Source organism: Bradyrhizobium sp. (genome assembly GCF_049512235.1).
Classification (GTDB): Bacteria; Pseudomonadota; Alphaproteobacteria; order Rhizobiales; family Xanthobacteraceae; genus Bradyrhizobium.
This window is the reverse complement of the sequence record NZ_JBEKXH010000750.1, coordinates 1-7,817: the sequence shown is the minus strand read 5'-3', so window position 1 is coordinate 7,817 and position 7,817 is coordinate 1. Positions and strand designations below refer to the sequence as shown.

The following is a 7,817-nucleotide window of genomic DNA, read 5'->3' as shown; positions in this document are numbered from 1 at the left end:
AGCTGGACGCTCGGGGGTAACTCGGCGATCGGCATTACGAGCGTGTCATCGGGAACGTTGGCGGTCACCGGCGACCTGACAACCACCGTCGACCTCTCGGGCGGTACATTGGAGCTGCGGACCGGCGGCGTCGTCGACGGATGTATCGTCTTTGTAAGCGGTGGGACGCTACAGATCGACGGCAGCGCCATGCCGGCCAACGTGATCAGCGGATTTGCGCCCGGAGATACGATCGATCTGAGCGGTGTGAATTACGATGCTGTCAATGGCAGCATTGCTCTCAGCGTCGTTCAAACCAATGTGCTGACGATCTATGAGAATGGCAATAGTTACAACCTCACGCTGGACCCGTCGCAGTCATTCGCGGACGAGCAATTCGAGCTGGCCCCTGACGCCGGCGGTCAAGGCACCGACATCACCGTTGAGCAGGTGACCCCACGCACGGTCGCGCCCGCGATCACGGCGCCGGCCTCGGCCACGCTGGGCGTGGGCAAGGCGCATGCGATCTCCGGCATCAGCCTGTCGGAGGCCGGCAACACCGCCGCTTCCGGCGAGACCTTCACGGTGACGCTGGCCGACACGTATGGCGACCTCTCGGCGAGCGGCGGCGGCACGATCACCGGTTCCGGGACGACGAACCTGACCATCACCGGCTCGCTGAGCCAGCTGAACAGCGACCTCGCCACGCTCACCGACCAGGACAGCACGGCCGGGTCCGACACCATCACGCTCAATGCCGTCGACAGTTTTGGCAACACCGCCGCTCCGCCAACGATCGCGGTCACGGTCAACGGGCTGCCGGTGATCGCGGCGCCAACCTCCGGGGCGGTGGGCGTGAACCAGCCTAGTCCGATCACCGGTGTGAGCCTCTCCGAAAGCGGCAACACCGCCGCTTCCGGCGAGACCTTCAAGGTGACGCTGACCGACACGTACGGCGACCTGTCGGCGAGGGGAAGCGGTGTATCCGGCTCCGGGACAAACCTGACCATCGTGGGCTCGCTGAGCCAGGTGAACAGCGACCTTGCCACGCTTACCGACCAGGACGGCACAGCCGCGTCCGACACCATCGCGCTCGATGCCAGCGACAGTTTTGGCAACGCCGCCGCTCCGCAGACGATCGCGGTCACGGTCAACGGGACGCCGGCAATTGTGGCGCCCCCCTCAACCACGTTGGGCGTAGGCAAAACGGATGCGATCTCCGGCGTCAGCCTCTCCGAAAGCGGCAACACCACCGGCGAGACCTTTACGGTGACGGTGACCGACACGTACGGCGACCTGTCGGCGACCGGAAGCGGTGCATCCGGCTCCGGGACGAGCCTGACCATCACCGGCTCGTTGAGCCAGGTGAACAGCGACCTCGCCACACTCACCGACCAGGACGGCACGGCCGGGTCCGACACCATCACGCTCAACGCCAGCGACAGCTTCGGCAACACCGCCGCTCCGCAAGCGATCTTAGTCACGGTCAACGGGACGCCGGCAATTGCGCCGCCGCCCTCGACCACGGTGGGCGTAAGCAAGACGCATGCGATCTCCGGCGTCAGCCTGTCGGAGACCGGCAACACCGCCTCCTCCGGCGAGACCTTCACGGTGACGCTGGCCGACACGTACGGCGACCTGTCGGCGACCGGAAGCGGTGTGTCCGGCCAAGGGACAACCAGCCTGACCATCACCGGCTCGCTGAGCCAGCTGAACGGCGACCTTGCCACGCTCACCGACCGGGACGGCACGGCCGGGTCCGACACCATCACGCTCAATGCCGTCGACAGTTTTGGCAACACCGCTGCTCAGCAAACGATCGCGGTCACGGTCAACGGGCTGCCTGTGATTGCGGTGTCGCCCACGGCCACCGTGGGCGTGAACCGGGCTAGTCCGATCAGTGGCGTTAGCCTCTCCGAAACCGGCAACACCACCGGCGAGACCTTCACGGTGACGGTGGCCAACACGTTCGGCGGCCTGACGGCGGCTGGAAGCGGTGTGTTCGGCTCCGGCACGACGAACCTGACCATCGTGGGCTCGCTGAGCCAGGTGAACAGCGACCTTGCCACGCTCACCGACCAGAACAGCACGGCCGGGTCCGACACCATCACGTTCAATGCCAGCGACAGTTTTGGTAACAGCGCCGCTCCGCAGACGATCGCGGTCGCGGTCAACGGGCTGCCTTTGATTACGGCGCCACCCTCCACGACGGTGGGCGTGAACCAGGTGAATCCGATCCGGAGCGTCAGTCTCTCGGAGACCGGCAACACCGTCTCCTCCGGCGAGACTTTCACGGTAACGCTGACCGACACGTATGGCGACCTGTCGGCGAGCGGAAGCGGTGTGTCCGGCCAAGGGACGACCAGCCTGACCATCACCGGCTCGCTGAGCCAGGTGAGCAGCGACCTCGCCACGCTGACGGACCAGGACGGCACGATCGGGTCCGACGCTATCACGCTCAATGCCGTCGACAGTTTTGGCAATACCGCCGCTGAGCAAACGATCGCGGTCACGGTCAACGGGCTGCCGGTGATTACGGCGCCAGCATCGACCACGGTGGGCGTGGGCAAGGCGCATGCGATCTCCGGCGTCAGCCTCTCCGAAAGCGGCAACACCACCGGCGAGACCTTCACGGTGACGGTGGCCGACACGTACGGCGACCTGTCGGTGACTGGGAGCGGTGTGTCCGGCTCCGGCACGACGAACCTGACCATCGTAGGCTCGCTGAGCCAGGTGAACAGCGACCTCGCCACGCTCACCGACCGGGACGGCTCGTCCGGATCCGACACCATCTCGCTCAATGCCATCGACAGTTTCGGCAACATCGCCGCTCCGCAGACGATCGTGGTCACGGCCAACGGGCTGCCTGTGATTACGGCGCCACCCTCCACGACGGTGGGCGTGAGCCAAGCCAGTCCGATCAGTGGCGTCAGCCTCTCGGAGACCGGCAACACCACCTCTTCCGGCGAGACCTTCACGGTAACGCTGACCGACACGCGCGGCGACCTGTCGGCGACCGGAAGCGGTGTGTCCGGCCAAGGGACGACCAGCCTGACCATCATGGGCTCACTGAGCCAGGTGAACAGCGACCTTGCCACACTCACCGACCAGGACGGCACGGCCGGGTCCGACACCATCACGCTCAATGCCGTCGACAGTTTTGGCAACACCGCCGCTCAGCAAACGATTGCGGTCACGGCGCTGCTGCCCACGGTCTCATGGGCGGCGGGCGTCAGCGGCAATTGGACCACTGCCGCGGACTGGAGCCCAGCCGGCGTGCCGAGCTCGGCCGACAATGCGGCCATCAACGTCGGCGGTGTCTACACGGTGACGAGCGCCGCGAGCGCGACCGTCGGGAGCCTGAACATCGGCTACGCGGCCGTGACCCTCAACATTACCGGCGGCACCTTCACCATCGATGACGGCACCGCCAACGGCAGCAATGCCGGCACCATCAAGGTCGAAGGCGGGGCCGCGCTGCCGACGCTCGACCTGCTCGGCGTCCTCACCAATACGGCGAGCGCGCTGGTGTCGGCGGCCGCATCGGGAGCGATCATCGACCTGCTCGGCGGCGGCCTGTCGGGCGGTGCGGTCAACATCGTCAGCGGCGCGGCGCTCGAGGCCACGGGCGGCGGCGCGAGTCCGAGCACGATCACCGGCGCGACCGTCACCGACAAGGGGATCCTGCAGGCGAGCGGCGGGACGGTCCTGACGCTGGCCAATGCCACGGTCGACGGCACCGGCGGCGCCATCGAGGCGTCGGGTACCGGTTCGGCGGTGGTGCTCGACAATGCGATCCTCAACGGCGGCACGCTGACGACCGCCAACGGCGGGGCGATCGAAAGCATCGCCGGGCAGGACGGCACGCTCGACGGAGTCACCATCAGCAGCGGCAGCACCATCACGGTGGCGAATGCCAGCACGCTGAACCTGCAGGGCACCATCGTCGATGACGGCACCATCGCGGTGGATTCGACCGGCGGCGCAACCGATCTGGTCGCCGCGGCCTCGGGGGCGACACTGAGCGGCGGCGGGTCGGTGACATTGGCGGACAGTGCATCGGGCGCCATCGTGGGCGAGGGCCCGGGCGCGGTGCTGACCAATTCGGGCGACACCATCGCCGGAGCCGGGTCGATCGGAACCGGCGACGGCAACCTCACACTGGTGAACAAGGGCACCATCGACGCGACCGGGACGACCAACAGCCTCGTGCTCGACACCGGGAGCATCGTGCTCGCCAACACAGAGACGATCGAGGCGACTGGCGCCGCCGGCCTCGAAATCCTCAATACCACCGTTTCCAACACCGGCACGATCGCGGCCGAAACCGGCGTCGCGCTGCTCGACGACAGCACGATCGTCAACACTGGCGGAACGATTCTGGCGGCCGCTGGCGAAAACGTCGAGCTTTCGGGCAGCATGGTCAATGGCGGCAAGCTGACCACGCAGCCGGGGGGCGCCATCGTCGCGACTGGCGCCGATCTCAGCACCGTCAACGGCGCGACCGTGACCAACGACGGAACATTGGAGGCTGCGGCCGGCGCCGCGCTGCTGCTCGCGACCGCGACCGTCACCAGCGACGCGTCCGGCGTGATCGAGGCCACCGGCGCCGGCTCGCTCGTCGAACTCGACAATGCGACCGTAACCGGGGGGACGCTGACGACCGCCAATGGCGGGGCGATCGAGACCGTCGCCGGCAGCAACAGCACGCTTAGCGGTGTGACGGTCGGCAGCGGCAGCACCGCGACGGCGGTGGACGGAAGCACCCTGACCCTCAAGGGCACGGTCACCGACGGCGGGACGATCGCGCTGAGCTCTAACGGGGACGCGACCGATCTGGCGATCTCGGGGAGCGTGACCCTCGGTGGTAGCGGCACTGTCACGCTCGCCGGCAATGCCGCCATCGTAGCGGCCGCGACCGGCGCCAAACTCACCAACAGCGCCACGATCGCCGGAGCCGGCCAAATCGGCAATCTCGGCGATGGCAACCTGACGCTAACCAACAAGGGAACGATCGACGCCAGCGGGTCGAACGCCATCGTCATCGACACCGGAAAGACCCTCACCAATTCTGGCACGCTCGAAGCGACCGGCAGCGGCGGACTGACGGTCGACGACGCCGTCGCCAACAGCGGCACCCTTGTGGCCAACGGCGGCAATGTTACGATCGGCGGCAACCTGACCGGCGCAGGTCAGGCCGAGATCTTCGGCAATTCCACGCTCGAGCTCGGAGGCACCGCGAGCAATGGCGTCACGTTTGCAAGCAGCGGCGCTGGCTCGCTGATCCTCGATCTCGCCCAGGGCTTTACCGGCACGGTCGCCGGGTTGGCGTCGGGCAACAGCATCGATCTGAAGAACTTCCTGTCCGGCGACACGACCATCACCAAGGTCACCGGGACCGGTGTTATCGGCACCGATACCAACGTGACCCTGACGGATCCCAACAACAACCTCACCCTGACGCTGCATCTGCTCAACCAGTATGCCGGACAATTCGGGATCAGCGCCAGCGATTATGCACTCACGCCCGACCACATGCCGGGCAACGGGACGCTGTTCCAGCTTGCCCCGAGCCACGTATGATCGAGGCGGGCAGCGGGTGACTGCGGCTATATCGCCGATGTCGGACCGGCAAAGTGTTGCAGGCAGCGATGCATGGCCCGACCGTCGGTTGCCATGCTGAAATTGTGATCTCCGAAAGCGCCTTGGGTTAGCGCTCAAGCGCTGTCGCCTGGACCGCGGCGGAGCAAACCATGGTGACCGCGATGGCAGTAGATGCCCACCATGTCGATGCGATCGATCCTGGACTGTCCGTCCTGGTGACCCTGCTGCGTTTCCACGGCATCGGCGCCGATATCCAGCAGTTGCGCCATCGGTTTGGCGCCAACGCGATCGCTGTCCCGGAGATGCTCCGCTGCGCCAAGGATTTCGGCCTCAGGGCGCACGCCTATCGGACCTGTTGGGAACGACTTGCGGCGACGCCGCTGCCTGGGATCGCGGCACTGCGCGATGGCTCGTTTCTCTTGCTGGGAAAGGTCGCCGATGACCAGGCGATCGTCCAGTCGCCGGCGGAGCCACGGCCCCGTCTGATGACGCGCGCCGAGCTCGAGGCGGTGTGGGACGGCGAACTCGTATTGATGACGCGCCGCACCGGCCTGCTCGACCTGTCGCGCCGCTTCGACATCGGCTGGTTCCTCGGTGCCGTCCACAAATACCGCCACGTGCTGGGCAGGGTGCTGGTCGCCTCGTTCTTCCTCCAGCTGTTCGCGCTGGTCTCGCCGTTATTCTTCCAGGTCGTCATCGATAAAGTGCTGGTGCATCGCAGCCTCGGCACCCTCGACGTCCTGGTCATCGGCCTGCTGACGATCTCGACGTTCGAGACGATTCTCGCAATCCTGCGCACCTATGTGTTCGCCCATACCACCAACCGCATCGACGTCGAGCTCGGCGCCCGCCTGTTCCGCCATCTGCTGGCATTGCCGATCGGATATTTCCAAGCGCGTCGCGTCGGCGATTCGGTCGCCCGGGTGCGCGAGCTCGAGAACATCCGCAATTTTCTCACCAGCTCCGCGCTCACGCTGGTCATCGACCTGTTCTTTACCTTCGTCTTCCTGGCGGTGATGTTCCTCTACTCACCGTTCCTGACCTTCATGGTGCTGGCTTCGTTCCCGTTCTACATCGGCATCTCGGCGCTGGCGACGCCGCTATTCCGGCGCCGTCTCGACGAGAAATTCGAGCGCGGCGCCGAGAACCAAGCCTTCCTGGTCGAGAGCGTCACCGGCATCGAGACCCTCAAATCGATGGCGGTCGAACCGCAGATGCAGCGGCGATGGGAGGAACTGCTGGCCGGCTACGTCACGGCGAGCTTCCGCGTGCTCCGCCTCGGCAACATGGCAAGCCAGCTGGTGCAGTACGTCAACAAGCTGGTCACTGCCGGCGTGCTCTATTTCGGCGCCAGGCTGGTCATCGAGGGGACGCTCACGGTCGGAGAGCTGGTCGCCTTCAACATCCTTGCCGGTCGGGTCAGCGCGCCGGTGCTGCGCCTTGCCCAGATCTGGCAGGACTTCCACCAGGCCCGGCTGTCGGTGGCGCGGCTGGGCGACATTCTGAACACGACGCCGGAGCCGATCTACAACCCGGGCCAGACCGCGCTGCCCTCGATCCGCGGCGACGTGGTGCTCGAGCACGTCACGTTCCGATACCGGATCGATGGGCCGGAAGTGCTGCACGACGTGAGCTTCAACGTGCCGGCCGGGCAGGTCGTCGGCATCGTCGGCCCCTCGGGCTCCGGCAAGAGCACGCTCGCCAAGTTGATCCAGCGGCTCTATGTCGCCGAGGCAGGGCGGGTGCTGGTCGACGGCATCGATCTCAACATGATCGATCCGGCCTGGCTGCGGCGCCAGATCGGCGTGGTGCTTCAGGAGAACGTGCTGTTCAATCGCTCGGTGCGGGACAATATCGCGCTGGCCGACCCGTCGATGCCGATCGAGCGGATCATAGCGGCAGCGCAGCTCGCCGGTGCTCACGATTTCATCCTGGAGCTGCCAAGGGGCTACGACACCGTTCTGGGCGAGCGTGGCTCGAGCCTGTCGGGCGGCCAGCGCCAGCGCGTCGCCATCGCGCGCGCCGTGGTGATGGATCCCCGGATCCTGATCTTCGACGAGGCCACCAGCGCGCTCGACTACGAGAGCGAGCGGATCATCCATCAGAACATGCCGCGGATCGCAACGGGGCGGACCGTCTTCATCATCGCGCACCGGCTGTCGACGGTGCGGCGGGCCGATCGCATTATCACCATCGATCGCGGCCGTCTGGTCGAGGACGGCACCCATGACGAG

2 protein-coding genes are annotated in these 7,817 nt (G+C 66.3%); both read left to right on the top strand.

Annotated elements, in window-relative coordinates; all coding sequences use genetic code 11:
- The first annotated feature begins 57 nt into the window (after positions 1-57).
- Positions 58-5,562, top strand: coding sequence for a beta strand repeat-containing protein (locus ABSG20_RS34840; RefSeq protein WP_423868968.1), 5,505 nt, complete (start codon positions 58-60; stop codon positions 5,560-5,562).
- 182 nt (positions 5,563-5,744) lie between these two features.
- A partial coding sequence (locus ABSG20_RS34835) for a type I secretion system permease/ATPase (protein WP_423868967.1) occupies positions 5,745-7,817 on the top strand: 2,073 nt, incomplete at its 3' end.